Origin of the sequence: Actinobaculum suis (genome assembly GCF_900618115.1) — a bacterium.
Classification (GTDB): domain Bacteria; phylum Actinomycetota; class Actinomycetes; order Actinomycetales; family Actinomycetaceae; genus Actinobaculum; species Actinobaculum suis.
This window is the reverse complement of the sequence record NZ_UYIO01000001.1, coordinates 2,134,549-2,152,583: the sequence shown is the minus strand read 5'-3', so window position 1 is coordinate 2,152,583 and position 18,035 is coordinate 2,134,549. Positions and strand designations below refer to the sequence as shown.

Annotated in this window: 13 protein-coding genes; 10 read left to right on the top strand and 3 right to left on the bottom strand. The window is 58.7% G+C overall.

Going from position 1 to position 18,035, the window contains the following annotated elements; all coding sequences use genetic code 11:
* The first annotated feature begins 263 nt into the window (after nucleotides 1-263).
* From H8274_RS10055 to H8274_RS08615, 8 genes are all read left to right on the top strand, one after another.
* A complete protein-coding gene (locus H8274_RS10055; protein WP_049620237.1) occupies nucleotides 264-584 on the top strand; it encodes an adenine-specific methyltransferase EcoRI family protein in 321 nt (106 codons plus the stop codon).
* 21 nt (nucleotides 585-605) lie between these two features.
* Nucleotides 606-713, top strand: a complete 108-nt coding sequence (locus H8274_RS10050; protein ID WP_156181514.1) for an adenine-specific methyltransferase EcoRI family protein — start codon at nucleotides 606-608, stop codon at nucleotides 711-713.
* Nucleotides 714-776: 63 nt separating this feature from the next.
* Nucleotides 777-1,487: a DUF3800 domain-containing protein gene (locus H8274_RS08640; RefSeq protein ID WP_185934313.1), complete on the top strand. Its 711-nt coding sequence runs from the start codon at nucleotides 777-779 to the stop codon at nucleotides 1,485-1,487.
* Nucleotides 1,488-2,237: 750 nt separating this feature from the next.
* The gene (locus tag H8274_RS08635; protein ID WP_141670120.1) at nucleotides 2,238-2,405 is read left to right on the top strand and encodes a transposase; all 168 of its coding nucleotides are present in this window, start codon (nucleotides 2,238-2,240) and stop codon (nucleotides 2,403-2,405) included.
* A complete protein-coding gene (locus H8274_RS08630) occupies nucleotides 2,398-2,730 on the top strand; it encodes a hypothetical protein (protein ID WP_049620169.1) in 333 nt (110 codons plus the stop codon). Before H8274_RS08635 ends, H8274_RS08630 begins: the two co-directional genes overlap by 8 nt.
* Nucleotides 2,731-2,772: 42 nt before the next feature.
* Nucleotides 2,773-4,407: a formate--tetrahydrofolate ligase gene (locus tag H8274_RS08625; RefSeq protein WP_185934312.1), complete on the top strand. Its 1,635-nt coding sequence runs from the start codon at nucleotides 2,773-2,775 to the stop codon at nucleotides 4,405-4,407.
* Between the two features lie 529 nt (nucleotides 4,408-4,936).
* Nucleotides 4,937-7,687: a pyruvate, phosphate dikinase gene (gene ppdK / locus H8274_RS08620; RefSeq protein ID WP_185934311.1), complete on the top strand. Its 2,751-nt coding sequence runs from the start codon at nucleotides 4,937-4,939 to the stop codon at nucleotides 7,685-7,687.
* A 257-nt stretch (nucleotides 7,688-7,944) separates the two neighbouring features.
* Nucleotides 7,945-10,230 (top strand): hypothetical protein, encoded by a 2,286-nt coding sequence (locus H8274_RS08615; RefSeq protein ID WP_185934310.1) that lies wholly within the window; start codon nucleotides 7,945-7,947, stop codon nucleotides 10,228-10,230.
* Nucleotides 10,231-10,395: 165 nt separating this feature from the next.
* Here H8274_RS08615 and H8274_RS08610 read toward each other — a convergent pair whose 3' ends face one another.
* A complete protein-coding gene (locus H8274_RS08610; RefSeq protein WP_185934309.1) occupies nucleotides 10,396-11,547 on the bottom strand; it encodes an alpha/beta hydrolase in 1,152 nt (383 codons plus the stop codon).
* A gap of 189 nt (nucleotides 11,548-11,736) precedes the next feature.
* On the opposite strand from H8274_RS08610, the gene codB reads away from it, so the two are divergent.
* Nucleotides 11,737-13,173, top strand: coding sequence for a cytosine permease (gene codB, locus H8274_RS08605; protein WP_244924580.1), 1,437 nt, complete (start codon nucleotides 11,737-11,739; stop codon nucleotides 13,171-13,173).
* 147 nt (nucleotides 13,174-13,320) lie between these two features.
* Complete coding sequence (gene codA / locus H8274_RS08600) at nucleotides 13,321-14,736, top strand: cytosine deaminase (protein WP_244924579.1); 1,416 nt, start codon at nucleotides 13,321-13,323, stop codon at nucleotides 14,734-14,736.
* 180 nt (nucleotides 14,737-14,916) lie between these two features.
* Here codA and metX read toward each other — a convergent pair whose 3' ends face one another.
* Nucleotides 14,917-16,068: a homoserine O-acetyltransferase MetX gene (gene metX, locus H8274_RS08595; protein WP_221884818.1), complete on the bottom strand. Its 1,152-nt coding sequence runs from the start codon at nucleotides 16,066-16,068 to the stop codon at nucleotides 14,917-14,919.
* Nucleotides 16,069-16,504: 436 nt separating this feature from the next.
* Nucleotides 16,505-17,788: an O-acetylhomoserine aminocarboxypropyltransferase/cysteine synthase family protein gene (locus H8274_RS08590; protein ID WP_185934308.1), complete on the bottom strand. Its 1,284-nt coding sequence runs from the start codon at nucleotides 17,786-17,788 to the stop codon at nucleotides 16,505-16,507.
* Nucleotides 17,789-18,035 lie beyond the last annotated feature (247 nt).

The window sequence follows — 18,035 nt, the reverse complement described above, 5'->3', positions numbered from 1 at the left end:
GGGTTGACTGGCGAATTGTGCTTCAACCCACTCAACCATTTTGTGGGGGTAATAATGAGGTTTGGACCTCACTCCAGTAGGAGTTAACGTTGTTTATTCCAATGAAAACTCTCCTCCCCACTAGCTGGGGTGGCTGGCATATACGTTTGTTGGTGTGGGCGATTGATTATGTGCGCCAGATGCGCTGAACGGTTGCCGGCGGCCAAAACAATCTGGCGAAAGGACCGTCCCAGGAATCCCACCGATGAGTAGCGGAACCGGTCATGTTGGGTGCGCACTACGGTATAAAACAACGCCGAGCAAACGCGCAGATAAACCTGGGTGTATGGCGCGTAGAAGCTGGTAGTTGCCAAATCAACTGGTGGTTGCCATATCAAAGTTTAGAGAGGGCTGAGCATGGCGCGCAGGGCGGCCATGCGGGATTATGGCGAGCGAAGAAGCACAAGAATGATGAGTTTTGCACCCAGCGGGTGGATATTGATCGGGAACTAGTCCACTACCGCCAGTATTTTGCAGGAAGCGGACGTGGTGGTCACCAATCCGCGTTTGCCTTCCTCAGAATCGAGCGTTGCAACAATCCCTAGAACCCGCCCCTACCGCGGTTTATGGGGGTGCCGATCACTTTCCTGCACAAGTGGAACCCGCGCCAGTTCGAAATCGTGCGTTTCCACAGGACGACGCCGGCAAAAACCACACGAAAGACCGTTTGGTAGACTGCTCGAAAGTCCTAATAGCAGTTGACTTCGCCGCTCACATACATATGGAAGGCCGAGGCTATGGATCTGAATATTTACTGCGACGAAAGCACCCATCTTCCGAATGATGGCAAGCCGTATATGGTTCTTGGTGCCGTAACGTGCCCGGTGTCGGAAACAAGCGATATCTCGCGACACATTGCAGAAATAGGGAAACGTCACGGCTTAGACCGAAATTTCGAGATTAAATGGGGGAAAGTTTCGCCGGCGAAACTTGCTTTCTATCTTGATCTCGTGGACTACTTTTTCGACGCCGATAATCTTGCCTTCCGTGCGGTAGTAGCCGAAAAGGCTGGTCTGGATCATACCGCTTTTCATCAAAGCCACGACGATTGGTACTACAAGATGATGTTCTATCTAATTCGGAATGTCTTGCCAGCGGATGGTCGTGCTTACATATACATTGACAAGAAAGACACTCGTGGTGGTGACAAGGTTCGACGCCTGCACAGCGTGATCGCAAACGCAAATTACGATTTCCGGAGAGAGAATATTCGGCGGGTGCAGATTGTGGATTCCAAAGATGTGAAGCAGATGCAAATAGCGGATTTAATCTTGGGAGCCATTAATTATGCGAATCGCGGATTAGAGAAAAGTGAAGCAAAAATGAGGCTCATTGAGCGGATTCAACTTCGTTCTGGTTTGAGCTTACGGAACGGCACACTGCCATCCGCGCAAAAAATGAACCTATTTTTCTGGAAGCCGCAGGTAATACAGCAACAATGTGCCTAGAGTTACTGCCATATCCGGATAATCTGCATTCTGAACCGTATCTCGATACGCTCTATTCACTGTTTCTAAAATCGCTTGCTCATAGATCGATAGTGTGGAGACCTACGGGGAGAAAGCTTACTTTTCGGCGGCATCCTGAGGTCGAGGGAAGACATGCAGTTTTCTGGCACGTGATTAGTACCGGCACCGGTGATGAATTGACGCGTCAAATTGACGTTGAACGGTGTCGGAGAATCGGCTGGATCGGCATAGTTATCGATTGGTTCAATGCGGATTGGCCAGAAGAAGAACGAATAAAATGGTGGGTCAGTTCCCGTCGGATGGGCAATACTCGGCGGTATCTGATTGCGACGAACGACTTTGCCTATGTGGTGATTGTTGACGAAAGACCAGAATACGCCGTATTGGTGACTGCGTATTACGTTAACCGGGCGCACAGACAACGAAAACTTCGCAATGAGCATGCGGAGTATTGGAAACAGCAAGGGCCGCCCATCTAAGGACGGCCCCAGATACTCCTTCGGCGCCTGGCCGATGAGCTACTTTCAGTCTAGTTTGTATCTCCCGCGAAATCACCGTTCTTGGCGAAATTCTCACTCAGATCCGCATCTTTAATCTACCTAACTACCAGCTCGGGTTACGGTGTTTTTAATTATCGCTTGAAAGCCGCTCCTAGTTCGGGACTTGACCCCTTGTTGGTGGGCATGGGCTAGCCCCGGCGTTCAGCCGGAGAAAGGTAGTCTTTCTACCATGTCCCGTAAAATACATTCCGCGCAGTTTAGGAAAGACGCAGTAGCCGCGTATGAGTCCAGCGAGGCTTCGATGGCACAGATTGCTTCTGGTCCCGGAATTAACTGTAATTCGTTGCAAGAGCCGGTGAATCAGTTCGGCACCGATGTTCGGACCAGCTATGAATAAGCCATCTACATATCGTTCTTTGGCGAAGGCTCTGGCCGTTATCGCCGTGGTACTTTTCGTGCTCTACATTGTGATACAGATGTATCAGGCTAACTGGTGGATTGCCATCGATCGCCCGGGCGACCCGATCGGCGCGTGGCTCCTAACCGCGTTGTTCTTCTTGGTAACGGGGATCGCCTCACCCACAGCGGCAGTGCTTAGCGGCATTGGGGCTTTCGTGTTCATACGTCTCGCCGCTGCGCATGAGTACGCCGCCGTCAGCAAATCCGTCACCAAAGGATCGGCTGTCGTCAACGAACCGGCCACCAACCCGTCTGCAAGCTGAGCCAGAGACGCAGGAACCCTTGGCCTCATCTACAATCTCGGCATGAATGTCATCATGCCAATCGCAGAAGTGGCGCGCCAGGCAGGCGTGCCCGAAGAAGCTTTTCTGCCATACGGGCGCGGGCGCGCCAAAGTCGATAGAACTTGGGTGGAGTCCGCGCAGCCGCGCGGCAAACTGATCTTGGTTACGGCTGTGAATCCCACTCCGCCCGGAGAGGGGAAAACCACCACATCCATTGGCCTTGCCGATGGGTTGCGGCAGATCGGTAAGAGCGCCGCGCTTGCTTTGCGTGAACCATCCCTGGGCCCCGTGTTCGGGATTAAGGGTGGTGCTATTGGGGGCGGAAAATCCCAAGTTGTACCCGCCACGCAGATTAATCTGCATTTCAACGGGGACTTTGCGGCTATTGCCGCGGCCCAGAACCTGCTGGCCGCTATTGCTGAAAATGCGGCCCATTTTGGTACGCACGATCTAGATCCGCGCACGCTCAATGTGCGCCGGGCCCTAGACGTCAACGACCGCACCCTGCGCCAAGTAGTGACCGGCTTGGGCGGGCGCACCGGCGGCATCCCGCGCGAAACCGGTTTCGATATTACCGCTGCCTCGGAAGTTATGGCCGCCTTCTGCATGGCTTCTGACCTGGCCGATCTACGCCGCCGCATTGGGGGAATCGTCGTCGGAGCAGACCGTTCCGGCAACCCCGTAACCGCCGATACGCTGCAGGCAACGGGCGCGATGCTCGCCCTGCTCGTGGAAGCATTCTCCCCGAACCTCGTGCAAACCATGGAAGGTACCCCCGCGTTCGTGCATGGCGGGCCTTTCGCAAATATTGCGCACGGCTGCAATTCCGTGATGGCCACGCGAGCCGCCCTGGCCACTGCCGATTACGCGGTAACCGAAGCAGGTTTTGGAGCAGACCTCGGCGCCGAAAAATTCCTGGACATCAAGTGCCGCGAAACTGGGTTGCGCCCGGCCGCCGCCGTGTGCGTGGCTACCGTGCGCGCCCTCAAATACCACGGCGGGGTGGCGCTCGCGGACCTCGAAACCGAAAACGTGGAGGCCGTGCGCCGCGGGCTCGCCAACCTGCGCCGCCACATTCAGATTCTGCGTAACGTTTTGGGGCTCAACGTGGTGGTCGCGATCAACCGTTTCAGTGCCGATACGGAAGCGGAAATGGCTGTTATCGCGGAGACGACGGCGCAGCTCGGCGTCAAATCGGTAGCGGCCGAACACTTCACCCACGGCGGCAAGGGAGCGGTCGCTTTGGCCGAAGCCGTGGTAGAAGCCGCAGAAAACCCCTCCACGCCTACCTTTACCTACGCCGCCGAAGCCACGCTGGAAGAAAAGATCGACGCCGTGGTCCGTAAGATTTACGGCGGAGATGGTGCTACCTTCACGCGGGCCGCACAAAGAGAACTCGACCGCTTGCAAGCCAGCGGTTATGGTTCCTGGCCGGTATGCATCGCCAAAACCCCGGCGAGCTTGACGGCCGATCCGAACGTGCTCGGCGCGCCTACTGACTTCAAAATTCCCGTCCGCGAAGTCCGGCTTTCTACCGGCGGCGGCTTCGTTGTCGTAATCGCAGGATCCGTAATGCTCATGCCTGGCCTGCCCAAACGTCCTTCGGCCGCGGATGTAGACGTGACCGCTGAAGGCGAAATCGTAGGTTTGCACTAGAGTCCATTTCTTGGTGTAGAGTCTCTCGCTATTGGTGACTACGGTGCGATTTGTTCCAAAAAACGGGACTTCCCGCGGCGCTGACGCTGCAAGCTAGCGGTGACGCCGCAAGCTAGCGGTGCTTGTGCGGCACCGGTGTGGCGCCTGCGCGGTACTAGTGCGGCGCCTGCGCGGTGCCGTCACTGTTTAGGTTGACGGTATCGGCGCGGCACCAGTGCGGTACGGGTGCATTAGCCGTGAGGTTGTTAGTGCGGTATCAGTGCGATGCCTGCGTGTACCTGTGTGGCACCGGTGCAGCATTTGCGCCGCGGGAAGTTTTGCCGGGAGTCTTGCAGGAAGTTCGGAAAATCCCGAGCGTGCACGGCCAAAAAGATCCCATTCAAGTGGATTACTTGAAACGAAAAAGAGGGGGTGTTTTTCGCCACTTCGGTGCTAGCCTGAGAGACGGTGGTAACGCCACGGCGCACGTAGCGCTCCAAACCAAAAATTGCAGAAGGCAATAAGGATGTTGCTGAAAGTGGAGGCGGGAATGACTAAGTACATTTACTCTTTCACTGAGGGGAACAAGGACATGAAGGACCTCCTCGGTGGAAAAGGTGCGAACCTTGCGGAAATGGTCGGGTTGGGAATGCCCGTGCCTCCCGGGTTTACGATTACTACGGAGGCTTGCCGGTACTACCTGGAAAACGGGTTGGAACCGCATGAGCTGGCGGAACAGGTGACGGAATACCTCACCGCAATTGAAGAGCAGATGGGCCGCAAACTTGGCGACCCGGACGATCCGCTCCTCTTCTCCGTACGTTCGGGCGCCAAATTCTCCATGCCCGGCATGATGGATACCGTGCTCAATATTGGTCTTACCGATGAATCCGTGCGGGGCTTGGCCAAACAGTCCGGAGATGAGCGTTTCGCTTGGGATTCTTACCGCCGCCTGATCCAAATGTTTGGTAAGACCGTGCTCGATATCGACGGCGAACTATTCTCCCAAGCCCTTTCTGATTTGCAGCACGCTCACGGCTATTCCGGGGATCTGGATATGACCACGGACGATCTGCGCGAAATCACCTCGATTTTCAAGGGCATCGTGCGGCGTACCACCGGGCGTAACTTCCCGCAAAATCCGCGGTCGCAAATGAACCTGGCCATTACGGCCGTGTTCCGTTCCTGGAATACGGAACGGGCCCGGATCTACCGCCGCCGCGAACACATCCCAGATGATTTGGGCACGGCCGTAAACATCCAAACCATGGTCTTCGGCAACCTGGGTGAAACTTCTGCCACCGGTGTGTGCTTCACCCGTGATCCTTCCACCGGTCATTCCGGCGTGTACGGCGATTTCCTGCCCAACGCCCAAGGGGAAGACGTAGTTGCCGGTATTCGCAACACCCAACCCCTGGCCGAACTACAAGACTTCAATAAGCCGGCTTACGATCAGCTCGTCGATATTATGCAACGCCTGGAAAACCACTACCGGGATCTGTGCGATATCGAGTTCACGATCGAAGAAGGTAAGCTCTGGATGCTTCAAACCAGAGTTGGTAAGCGCACCCCGGCCGCCGCTTTCCGCGTGGCTGGCCAACTGGTAGAAGAAGGCCTGATCGATAAGCGCGAAGCTGTTACCCGGGTTACGGGCGAACAGCTCACTTCGCTGCTCTTCCCCCAGTTCCGCCGCGAAAATGTGGAAGAACCGGTAACCGTAGGCACACCTGCTTCGCCGGGCGCAGCCGTGGGCAAGATCGTTTTCGATAATGCTTCGGCTACGCGGCGCGCCGCCGAAGGCGAAGACGTAATCCTGGTGCGCCGGGAAACCAATCCGGATGACCTCGAAGGCATGGTGGCCGCCCAAGGCGTGCTCACGGCCCGCGGCGGCAAAACTTCCCACGCGGCCGTGGTAGCCCGCGGGATGGGCCGCACCGCCGTCGTCGGCGCAGAAGACCTAGTAATTAACGAAAACTCGCGCACCGTGTTCGTAAAGTCCAAGCACCTTACCTTGCGCGAAGGCGACGTTATTTCCATCGACGGCACCACCGGGGAAGTTTTCACCGGCTCGGTACCGGTAGAAGATTCGCCCGTGATGGTATACGTAACCCAAGGTTTGGAAGCCGCCCTTGAGGTGGCGAACGACGCCGATGCGCACGAACTCGTGAACTCCGTCCACAATATTTTGACCGAGGCAGACTCCATCTCCCGCATGAAGGTCCGCGCGAATGCGGATAACCCGGAAGATGCGGCCAAGGCACGGACGATGGGCGCGCAGGGCATCGGCCTGGTACGTACCGAACACATGTTCCTCGGGGAGCGGCGCGAACTGATCGAACACGTAATCCTTGCCGAAACTCGGGAACAACAAGAGGCCGCACTGGCTGCGCTATTACCCCTGCAAAAGAACGATTTCTTAGGGATTTTCGAAGCCATGGATGGGCTGCCCGTGGTGGTACGGCTCATCGACCCGCCGCTACACGAATTCTTGCCGGATCTAACCAAACTTTCGGTAGAAATCGCGGTGGCAGACGCCCTTGGCAAGCAAGTACCGGAACGCAAGCGGCAGCTTTTGCATGCCGCCCAGGAACGCAGCGAAGCCAATCCGATGCTCGGCTTGCGCGGGGTACGGCTTTCCATTGAAATTCCCGGGTTTGTGGATACCCAGGTGCGGGCGGTTGCGGAAGCGGCAGCGGAGCTGCGCCTCAAGGGTAAAGACCCGCATCCGGAAATCATGATCCCGCTGGTCGGCTCCGAAAAGGAACTGCACCTGGTGGCAGATCAAGCGCGCGAAATTGTGCGGGAAGTGGAACGCCAGTACGCGATGGATACGGGCGCTCTGGATATCGAAATCGGTACCATGATCGAATTGCCGCGCGCCGCGATCGTGGCCGATAAGATCGCCCACGAAGCCGAATTCTTCAGCTTCGGCACGAACGATTTGACGCAAACCACGCTCGGTTTCTCCCGCGACGATGTAGAACACGAATTCATTCCGCTCTACATCGAAAAGGGCATTTTCCAAGAATCGCCCTTCGGCACCATCGACCAAGAAGGTGTGGGCGAACTCGTCCGCATCGGCGTGGAACGCGGGCGGGAAGGCCGGCCGGGTATCAAGATCGGCGTTTGCGGCGAACACGGTGGGGACCCGCAGTCCATCCACTTCTTCGACGCTTGTGGGATTGACTACGTATCCTGCTCGCCCTTCCGGGTGCCGATCGCGCGGCTCGAAGCGGGCCGGGCCACGGTCCACAACGAATCTTCGCTCGCGCAAAACGGCGCTACCGACGCCACAGCGTAAACTCGCGGCCGTGCAAACTCGCGGCAGCGTGAAGCTGCGCCGGTGTGAACCCGGGGCAGTAAGCACTCGCGGCGGTGCAAACCTGCCGTAGCGTGAACCTGCGAGGGCGTAAGCTCCGGGTTGCGCAAGTTCGCGACGGCGTAAACTAGCATTTTGCGTGGGATGTATGACAGCGCAGGCGGGAGGTTTTCCTCCGCGCCTGCGCTGTTCAACATAGAATGGCATGCATAGTAAAGGCGGGCGGGAGAGGAGAATAGATGGCGGTCTTTTCGTTTGAAGGCGGCGAGCTTCGGCCCGCAGCTCCCCAAACAGATCTGCCGGATTCCGTGGTAGGGCCGATTTTGGCGGCTTTGCGCGAAAACGCTCTAGAAATCCTACCTTCTCCGCTTTTCGCAATCGCCTGGACCCGCGATCCAGAAACACCTTCCTACCTGATTTGTTTGGACGCAACCGGGCAGATTTGTACGGTCGCGGTAATGCCAAGCCTCGATACGGAGAGCCTGGTGGCCGCACTCACGGTTTCAGGACGGCAGTCTAATTTAGACCGCGAAGAAATCGTGCGCATGTACCCGGGCGGGGAAGAAGAATTTTCCCGAAAATGGAATGCGTTCCGGGCTATTAATCCGCCAGTGGCAACTGCCGGGCCGAAACTTTTTGTAATCACTTTGCGCGTGGCCGATAGTGTGCGGGATGCGATTACCGCGCTCGCGGGCGGCGGCGTGGCAGTGTATGCGGCGAGCGTGTATGAGGCCGGGGGCCGGGCCCTCGTTAATATCGACGAAGTTTCGGTAGCCCCGAGCCTCCGGTATGCGTTGACCAGTCCGGCGGCCGCGGCGCGGCCGGGGATCGGGGAATCCGCTTCCACGCCCGCCACCGAAAGTCTCCGCGAGGTTTACGTGGAATTACCGGCGGAACCTTCCGCGGGAACGCCGGCGGAGACGTACGTGGGTACACCGGCTAAGACTTACGCGGGAATGCCCGATGAAACTTACCCCGGCACGCCGGCGGAAACCCCCGCCGATGCTCCGGCTGAAACGACCGCTCCAACATACGCGGGAACTGTGAGCGAAATGCCTGGAGAAACATACCCTGAAACTTATAGCGGAACGCCCGCCGAAACATACGGAGGAACGCCCGCCGAAACATACGGAGGAACACCTGCCGAAACATACGGAGGAACGCCCGCCGAAACATACAGCGGAACATCGGCTAGAACTTCTGCCCAATATTCCGGCCAAGTTCCGCGCGAAAGCACACCTCTAAACTTTTCCGAAAGTGCGGCCAAAACTACCCCGGAAAGCGCGGCTTGGAAAGCTTCGGCCGCGGCTACGGCACCGGCCAGAAGTACGCGGGAAAACGCTGGCCAAGAAACCTGGGCCGCCGGTCCGGGACGAAGCGTGCAGGAAAGCGCGGCCTGGGAAGCATCAGCCCCGGCGCCAAATCCAGCTCTAGCCGCAGATCTCTCCGCGGCTGCGGATCTCTCCCCGGCGGCGGATCTATCCTCGCCGGCGGATTCGGTTCCAGATGCAGCTTCGGCGAGGAGCACATGGGAGAGCGCAGCTTGGGAAGCCTCAGCTACCGCGTCGGCAAGCACCTGGGAAAGCGCGGCCTGGGAGGCCTCGGCCAGGGCCGAAACCCACCCCGAAACCCACACCGAAACCTGGGCTGAACCGCGGCCCGAAACTCGGGCCGAACCGTGGGTGCCGCCGCTGCGGCAAAATATTGTTGACGCCCACAGTGTGTCTTCGCCCGAGCGGCTTCCGGTCACGCCCGCCCAGCCGGAAACCGGTTCAGCGCATTCTGCACCAAAACTCGTGCAAACCGCGTGGGTAGCGCCTTCGGCCGCGGAAGTCGGGGCCCAACCGGCCGATAGCTTGCCGGAACACGAACGGGCAATTCCGGATCCCTTACGGGCCGGGCCCGAACCGGCCGCGGCAACTTTCACGGTAGATGTAGATCCGGATATAGAGATAGCGCGTGCCCGGCGGCGGGCACGGCGCGCCGCGGTAGAAAGCGCATCGGAAGCCGCTTCTTCCCGGTACAATTCCGAGCCCTCCCGCCCGCCCACGGTTGGTTCCCCGGCGCGGCCGGAACCTTCGCGGCACCAGGAAAACCAGGAGCACCAACCGGTAACAATCGCAGATTTGGCGCAGCGAGCCAAAGGCCGGGGTGAAAGGTCCCGGCGAACCACCGACCACGTGGCGCTCGCGGAAGGCCCGATCGCGGAAAAGTTCGGTATTATCCCGCTCACCGATAGCAAACAGGCGGCCGAACAGGCCCGTGAACGCAACCGGAAAGCAATTGCCCGGCTCGCCCGGATTTCTCAAAACGGACCGGTACGCGTGTATTGGGTGTTCCGCCGCCGCGGTATAGACCTGCAAGCAAATGTGGAATGGCCCGGCGTGCTCCGGGTGGCAGGCCACGGAAACTACACCGATCCCACGGCCGCGGCCGAAGAAATCGGCGGGGTGGAAAACGTAGACGGCTGGGATCTGTGGCGTACCGCGGACGGGCGCAGCCTCGCCGACCTCGACCCAGAATAAAAGCGCGGACCGCCGCCGCGGCCAGTTCGCTCGCGCTCAGCTAGTTCGCCCTTGCACAACCAGTTCGCTAGATGCGGTTAGTTTGCGCGGAACTAGGTCACCCGGGGGGCGTGGGCAGTTCGCCTAAGCACGGTGAGCTTACTGTTGCTGCCCGCAGCGCGATTACTATTGTTCGCCAAGCACCCCGGTGATAAATCTGCCGAGGGTGTGGAACACTTCAGTGCGTACGGACCGGCGGGAAAAGACGACGTCGTGAATAGCACCCGGGAACTTGACGATGCTCACCGCGCGGCCAAGTTTTGCGGCGCGGGCCCACATTTGTTCCACGTTGAGCACAATATCGGCGCTGCGCATTTCTTCGCTCCAGGAGCGGCTGAAATAGCTGCGCGCGGAGGTGAGCATCAAAATTGGGGCGTCGATATTCAGGCCGGCGGCCACGCGATCCTGACCGCGCAAAACTGCCCGCAACCAGCCGGGACGCACCGGGAACGGGTCGCTAACGCGCGTGTCGAAATCAGGTATCCACCCGGTGGTCCAGAACGGGTCATCGGTATGCGGGGGTGCGCCGGGGATGCTCGGCAAACCCGGCGCTTTCCACGCCGTGACGGTCCGTGCATAAAAGTCACTAGCGAAAAGGTCTAAGGCCTGGCGCGGCCAATGTGAAGCCAAAGCGGTTACCGCGGGGCGCGCCAAAGCCTGCAATTCCGGCGTAAGTTGCAGCTCCAACCAGGGCGAATTAAGCACGACGCCGGCCAGCAAGCCCGGGCGTGCATCGGCATACAAACTAGCCGTGAGCCCGCCCGTGGAATGACCGTACAAAAACAGCGGAAAAGGCGCGGCAGAATTCGCGGCTAGTGACCCGGCGGAATCCGCGCGCGTTTCGATCCCGTAAGTTTCCCGCAGATCGGCAGCGATGGCTTCCCAGGCGGCGTCGAGATCTGCAAAGTAAGTGGAAAAGTTTTCGATATACCCTGGAGTTTGCCGGGAACGGTCTAGGCTGCGCCCATATTTGCGCAGGTCAATCGCGTAAAAAGCCCCTTGCAGGGCGGTTATAGTGCGGGCGAGTTCGGTGTGAATAAATGAGTCATTCCAACCATGCACAGCCAAGAAAGCAAAGCGCGGCGCGGTATTTGGTTCGCCGCCCTGGGCAGGCGCAGCAGTCGCGGCTTGCGCCGCGAGACCGGGCGCGGGCGGGCGCGGCGGGGTTTTCCGGACGAGTGTGGCATGCACTGGGCCTTCGGTATCGGAGCCGAGCGGTAAGGAAGTTTGCTCATAATCGGCGCCGAGTGGGTCGGGATACCAAGTACGGCTGGTCATGGTCTTATTATCGCAGGCCACAATAATAATTTTTTGGGCCCTGCCGCACTGCAAGGCACGGGTTTCGGGCGGTGGCAACGCAAAGCGCCGCTCCCGTGACTGACCGCATAAGGTTTGATCCTTGCGGCCTTCCGGAAATGACTGTTACCGTACTGTCAATTTGAGCAAAATTTAGAAAGGAGCCGGGCGATGACGGCAAATATGCACGTGCAAAGCGCAGCGAGCACGCCAGACGCGCACAGTACCCCAGCGGTAGTGGTGCCAAGCGCAGGGGATGGGGCCGGCACAACGCCCATCGATCCCCAAGTTAAGCTCCAGTCAATAGATGATGATTTTTCGTTTGGAGCTGTTCCTATTTCCAGCCGACGTTCCTTTTGGTCCGTCGGCTTTGTTATGCTCGGCTTTACTTTCTTTTCCGCTTCGATGTCTGTGGGAGCGAAGCTCGGTAACGGGCTCGACCTCGGCGGTTTCCTCGCGGCGGTCAGCATCGGCGGGGTTATTCTTGCGATCTACACGGGCGCGCTCGCCTATGTGGGTGCCCGTACGGGGATGGGCGTAGACGAACTTGCCCGGCACGCTTTTGGCCGGCGCGGTTCCTACCTACCTTCGTTCTTGATTGCCTTCACCCAGATGGGCTGGTTCGGGGTCGGGGTGGCCATGTTCGCCATGCCCACCGCAGACCTGCTCGGGATTAGCCCGTGGCCTATCGTGCTAATTGCGGGCGCGCTCATGACGGCCAGCGCCTACTACGGCATCAAAGCAATCGAAATCGTTTCCTTCATTTCCGTACCTCTGATTACGATTCTGGGTACGTATTCCATGGTGACGGCAACCGTGGAAGCCGGCGGCGTGGCTGAAGTTTTCGGCGAATCGGGCGGAATGCCGATTATGGTCGGCGTCGGCATGGTAGTGGGATCCTTTATTTCGGGCGGTTCGGCCACCCCGAACTTCGCCCGCTTTGCCCGCACCGCACGTTCCGCGGTGATCACCACGGTGATCGCTTTCCTGCTCGGCAATACCCTCATGTTTTCCTTCGGTGCCGTGGGTGGTGCTTTCACCGGTAAGGACGATATTTTCTACGTGATGATCGCGCAGGGTTTGGCCATTCCCGCGCTGCTCGTGCTTGGCGCCAATATTTGGACCACGAATAATAACGCCTTGTACACTACCGGGCTGGGGTTTGCGAATATTACGAAGCGGCCCAAGCGGCCCCTCGTGCTCATTGCGGGCATGGCTGGCACGCTCGGCGCCCTGTGGTTGTATAACAATTTCGTGGGGTGGCTGAATTTCTTGAACGCTACTTTGCCGCCGATCGGAGCGATTCTGGTGGCTGATTATCTGGTGCATCGGCGTGCCTACCATGCTGTGATCGACGCCGTAAACGTTGCCGAAGCTGCCGGCCAGCCCCTGCCGATTGTGGAATCGGCCGGCTCGCAACGCAATATAGCCTGGGCTCCGGTGGCCGGAGTAATAGGCGGGGCCGCGGCCGGGTGGCTGATCCCCTTCGGGATTGCTTCCCTCAACGCGGTGGTTGCGGCCGTGCTGATCTACGGCGTCGGCGTGCTGGCCGAAACTCGCGCGCAAGGCGAAACTCGCGCGCAGGCCGTAGCAACACCCGCAAAGTAAACACCAGCACCCGGAGCACCAAGCACCCGGATCACCAAGCACCCGGAACACCAAGCGTACGAAACACCAAGCGCCCGGAAACTGGCCCCGCGCAGTAAACACTAGGGACGCACCCTGCACCGTAAACACCAAGGAAGAAGCAGAACAATGGCGAAGATGTTATTCAAGAATGTGCGGATCGAGAACCGAACTGAGCTATCCGATGTGCTCGTGAGCGCGGGCAAAATCGCGCGGATCACGCCCGCGGGGAGCGAAACTGCGCGGGTAGATAACAGCGCAGCGCCGGCAGGTAACAACGCAGCGCCCGCAAGCAATGGTACCGCGCCGGAAAGTGGCAGTGCGGCGTCGGAAAGTGCGGGAGCCACGCAAACCTCGCAAACCTCGCAAACCCTGCAAGCCACGCAAACCGCGGAATCCCCGCAAGCCCCGGAAACCACGGTCTATGAAGCGCGCGGGCAGCTCATGTTGCCGCCCATTGTGGAATCCCACGTGCATCTCGATACCACGATGACGGAAGGTGACCCCCGTTCGAATGCTTCGGGCACTTTGTTTGAGGGGATCGAGATTTGGGCGGAGCGCAAACAACAGCTCACCGTGGCCGATGTGAAGGAACGTGCCTTGCGAGCTATTCGGCAACAAGTGCGATTTGGTGTGCAATATATTCGTTCGCATGTGGACGTAACTGATCCGGAACTTACCGCTTTGCGGGCGTTGATCGAGTTGCGTGAAGAGCTGCGCGACACGGTGACTTTGCAGCTCGTGGCTTTCCCACAGGAAGGTATTGAATCTTATCCGCGCGGGCGGGAATTATTGCGCCAGGCAGCGGAGCTGGGGGCGGATGCGATTGGCGCGATCCCGCACTATGAGTTCACGCGTGAATATTCGGTTTCGTCTCTCCAGTATGCTTTCGCGCTCGCGCAAGAATACGGCCTGCTCATGGATGTACATTGCGATGAGATTGACGATCCTGCTTCGCGCGGCTTAGAAACTTTGGCCACGTTGGCTTATGAGGCCGGGGTGGGGGAGAAGGTCACCGCTTCACACACTACGGCAATGCATTCTTATAACAATGCCTACTTTGGGAAATTGTTGCGGCTCTTGCGGATGAGCGGAATCAATTTCGTTTCCAATCCGATGGTCAATACTCATTTGCAGGGCCGGATTGATACGTACCCGAAGCGGCGCGGGGTGACCCGGGTACCGGAGCTAACCGCGGCAGGGATCAATGTTTCCTTCGGGCAAGACGATATTGTGGACCCGTGGAATCCGCTCGGTACCGGTTCGCTGCGGGACGTTACGCTGATCGGTTTGTACGTGACCCAGATGATGGGGGCAGAGCAGATCGACAACTCTTACCGGTTCATTACTTACAATGGCGCCCGCACGCTCCACGTGCCGGAAGCTGAATACGGGATCGCGGAAGGTAAACCGGCGAACTTCCTGCTCTTGGACGCGCCTTCTTGGCGCGAAGCTCTCATGTTCCATGCCCCGGTGCTGGCCTCCTACCGGGAGGGTCGCTTGCTTTACGAGGCGACGGCGCCCACCCGCCACTGGCACTTCTAAACTCCTAACCGAAAAAGGCCCCCGGGTGCTAGCCGCGCCCGGGGCCTGCGGCATTCGGCTCCTGCGGCATTAAGGGCCTGTACTCGGAGCGGGCGGCCCCAGCCGGCTGGGTAAATGCGGCCAGCTGGGCAAGTGCGGGCGCACGGCGATTTGCCACGGGGCCGGCTGCCGCGGGCCTGGCTAAAGCTCGGCCAAAAACTCGCGGATTATTTTGCTTACCTGATCGTTTTCGATGAGGAAGCCATCGTGGCCATGCCCGGAATGTACGGTCTGGAGTGGCCGGGCGCCGGGCAGGGCTGCGGCTAGGGCGGCCATGTCTTCCGGATAGAAAAGCCGGTCGCTATCTACGGCCACCACGAGGGAAGGCATTTCGAGGCTGGCCACTACCGCGTCGGTGCCGCCGCGGCCACGCCCAATATCGTGGGTGATAAAAGACTGCGTGATGGTGAGATACGAGTTGGCGTCGAAGCGGGCGGCAAGTTTGCGCCCGTGATAGTCCAAATAGGACTGCACCGCGTAGCGGCCGCCATAAAGCGGATTTTCGCCGTCTTGCGGAGTGCGGCCAAAACGCACCGCCATTTCATCGGCGCACCGATAAGTCAAATGGGCGATCTCGCGGGCCAAGCCCAGCCCGCCACTCGGGCCCTGATCCGGGCCGGCGTCGTAATAGTTCCCACCGCGCCACTTGGGATCTAACTGGATCGCAAGTTTTTGGAAGTGGGCGTAGGCAATCTGTTCCGCGGTGGTAGCCGGGCCAGAAACCAACACCGCCAAAGCTCCTACCATTTCCGGATAGCTAGCCGCCCATTCCATGGCCCGGTTACCACCAAAACTGGCGCCGGCCACCAAAGCCCAGCGGCGAATCCCCAGCTGGCGGGCAAGTTTATGTTCCGCAGCGGCAATATCCCGCAAAGTGATTTCGGGGAAACGCGGGCCCCAAGGTTTACCGTCCGGAGCGGTGGAAGCCGGCCCGGTAGAACCCTGGCACCCGCCCAAACAGTTTGGGCATACCACGAAATATTTATTCGTATCGATTGCCCGGCCCGGGCCCACAATCTGGTACCACCACCCGTTTGTACCATCGCGGGAGGTGGCGTGAGAGTCCCCGGTGAGTGCATGGCACAGCAAGATCGCATTATCGCCGGCCTCGTTTAGTGTGCCCCAAGTTTCGTAGGCGAGTTCTACTTGCGGCAGGCGCCCGCCCAGTTCCAGTTCGAGCGGGCCGAGCTGCGCGAATTGTCGCTCGCCTGGGTCATCGCCCGCAAACCACGCTCCGGAAGCGGGAAGATTAGGTTGGGGGACGGGCCGGTATCCGGTATCAAAATCGCCAATCGGTGCGGCGTCCGTCACCGGGTCTAGTTCCGGGTGTCCGACCAAGAAAATCGGGTGTTCTTCGCTCACGGGCCTCGGTACTCCTTGGATACAATCCGGCGGTTACCAGATACATTCTGATGGTAACGCGGAATGTGGTTTGCGGTTGTATGTATTCAAAGTTTGCGGTGCGTACTTGGCGGCGCCGCCCGCGGTGGGGCTGAGTGCGGAGCATTCCGATGCTTCTCGGGGGTAATTAGCATCCCGCAAAATCAACTCGGTTCAGCACCCACCGCGGGTTCCCAGCGCCGGAAAACCGGGCGCCAGCGGCGTCGTCGTTATCGGTTATGGGTTTTAGCGCGTGCCGGGCACGTTACCGACACCGGCACCAGCACCAGCACTTTACATAGCGCGTAGCAGATTGCCGGAACGTAACCGGCAAGTTGCCGGCGCGTGCCTACTTGATCGCGGCGAGGGCCTGATCCAGATCGGCGATAATGTCGCGCACATCCTCAATACCGATGGAGAGGCGCACGGTTGCCGGCGTGATCCCAATATCGAGCAGTTCTTGTTCGCTGAGCTGGGAATGCGTGGTAGAAGCCGGGTGCACCACCAGCGATTTCGCATCTCCAATATTTGCCAGATTAGAGAACAGTTGCAGCGCTTCCACGAATCGGGAAGCTTCTTCCAAACCGCCGTCGATATCGATTGTGAACACGGAACCCGGCCCCTTCGGCGTGTACTTCTGGGCGCGTTCGTAGTAGGGGTTGGAAACTAGCCCAGCGTAGTTCACCGACTTCACGCCCGGATGGTCAACCAGGTGCTCTACCACCCGTTTCGTGTTTTCTAGGTGCCGGTCTACGCGGAGCGAAAGGGTTTCCAGCCCGATTCCGATCTGCCAGGCAGCCAGCGGCGAGATCGCGGCGCCGGTATCGCGCAGGAGAGTGGCCCGAATGCGGGTTACGAAGGGTGCTCCGGTGTCCGCAAATACGAGGCCGTGGTAAGACTCGTCGGGTTCGGCAATGCCCGGGAACTTTCCGTTACGCCAATCGAAATCTCCCTTTTCGACGACGACGCCAGCAATCGTGGTGCCATGCCCGCCGAGGAACTTGGTAGCCGAATCTGCGACGACGTCGGCACCCCAATCGAAGGGGTTGCCATTAGCCGGAGTGGCAATCGTGTTATCCACAATGAGGGGGACGCCGTGGGCGTGTGCTACTTGGGCTACAGCTTCTACGTCGAGGACGTCTTGGCGCGGATTCGGGATGGTTTCCCCGAACAGGGCGCGAGTGTTTTCATCGATTTCTTTCGCCCAGCTGGCCGGATCGTCCGGGTTTTCCACCCACCGCACTTCAATACCGAAGCTGGGAAGCACATGCTTGAACTGGTTGTAGGTGCCGCCATACAAAGAAGGTGAAGAGACGATATTGTGCCCGGCTGTAGCCACGTTCACGATGGCGTAGAAAATAGCGGCCGAACCGGAAGATAGGAGTAGCCCGCCCGCGCCGTTGTAGAGGGCGGCAATACGGTCTTCTACTTGTTGCTGGGTGGGATTCGTGATCCGCGTATAAATTGGGCCGGCATCGGTGAGGGCAAAACGGCCCCGTGCCTGTTCATTGCTTTCGAAAACATAGCTCGTAGTTTGGTAGATAGGAAGCGCGCGGGAACGCGAATCAGTATCGAGCGTCAGGCCCGCGTGTAGCTGCTTGGTATCAAATCCCCACTCGTGGTTTTCTGCCATTTTATTATCTCCTTCGGAAACCCGGCCCGATGGCCGGAAGGCCAAATACGTAAAAATCTAAAAATCGGGTATTGGCCTGCATTGCTGGTGGTAGGCGGGCAAAAATGCGCGCACTACTAGCAGGCAATGTTTGTTTTTACTGGTTTTACTGAAATTGGGTTTTACTGAAATACGGTAATTGGTGCGTGTACTTATTTCTTATTACGCACCCGCTAACCCCAACCTTGAAGGAAGTAACCGGTGGAGC

Excerpts from the sequence above, each read along its gene's own strand:
- codA (WP_244924579.1), top strand. The coding sequence starts at position 13,321 with ATGGCGAAGATGTTATTCAAGAATGTGCGGATCGAGAACCGAACTGAG.
- H8274_RS08615 (WP_185934310.1), top strand. The coding sequence starts at position 7,945 with ATGGCGGTCTTTTCGTTTGAAGGCGGCGAGCTTCGGCCCGCAGCTCCC.
- H8274_RS10050 (WP_156181514.1), top strand. The coding sequence starts at position 606 with ATGGGGGTGCCGATCACTTTCCTGCACAAGTGGAACCCGCGCCAGTTC.
- H8274_RS10055 (WP_049620237.1), top strand. The coding sequence starts at position 264 with ATGTTGGGTGCGCACTACGGTATAAAACAACGCCGAGCAAACGCGCAG.
- codB (WP_244924580.1), top strand. The coding sequence starts at position 11,737 with ATGACGGCAAATATGCACGTGCAAAGCGCAGCGAGCACGCCAGACGCG.
- H8274_RS08635 (WP_141670120.1), top strand. The coding sequence starts at position 2,238 with ATGTCCCGTAAAATACATTCCGCGCAGTTTAGGAAAGACGCAGTAGCC.
- H8274_RS08590 (WP_185934308.1), bottom strand. The coding sequence starts at position 17,788 with ATGGCAGAAAACCACGAGTGGGGATTTGATACCAAGCAGCTACACGCG.
- H8274_RS08610 (WP_185934309.1), bottom strand. The coding sequence starts at position 11,547 with ATGACCAGCCGTACTTGGTATCCCGACCCACTCGGCGCCGATTATGAG.
- H8274_RS08625 (WP_185934312.1), top strand. The coding sequence starts at position 2,773 with ATGAATGTCATCATGCCAATCGCAGAAGTGGCGCGCCAGGCAGGCGTG.
- H8274_RS08640 (WP_185934313.1), top strand. The coding sequence starts at position 777 with ATGGATCTGAATATTTACTGCGACGAAAGCACCCATCTTCCGAATGAT.
- ppdK (WP_185934311.1), top strand. The coding sequence starts at position 4,937 with ATGACTAAGTACATTTACTCTTTCACTGAGGGGAACAAGGACATGAAG.
- H8274_RS08630 (WP_049620169.1), top strand. The coding sequence starts at position 2,398 with ATGAATAAGCCATCTACATATCGTTCTTTGGCGAAGGCTCTGGCCGTT.